Annotated in this window: 1 protein-coding gene; it reads left to right on the top strand. The window is 50.4% G+C overall.

The features are described from left to right. On the top strand, positions 1-192 hold a 192-nt coding region (locus ACLJNW_RS26615), incomplete at its 5' end, for a hypothetical protein (RefSeq protein WP_410961569.1). Positions 193-256: the final 64 nt, after the last annotated feature.

Raw genomic sequence — 256 nt, 5'->3', positions numbered from 1 at the left:
GTTCGAGCGATAGAGAAGAAGTCGAATCAAGCCGGCGGAGTCTTGGTGCAGGCGGACTTGCCAAGCACTGACATGTCGTCCATTGCTGCTCGTATGTGGGGGAAGACTAACGCGCAGAGTATAAAAACTATATTTTTCCAGACACCAGACGGATCATTGGTCCGATTTGATCGACCTGCTGGAGGAGGCTGATTATGCCGAAGTACACGTGTACCTGTGGCTACGTTATGAACCTTTCGCAAGGATGGTCAGACTA

It is taken from the genome of Salmonella sp. SAL4457 (assembly GCF_046548235.1).
GTDB lineage: Bacteria > Pseudomonadota > Gammaproteobacteria > Enterobacterales > Enterobacteriaceae > Salmonella > Salmonella enterica.
The sequence above is the reverse complement of the archived record's forward strand: the minus strand, read 5'-3'. Positions and strand labels throughout refer to the sequence as shown.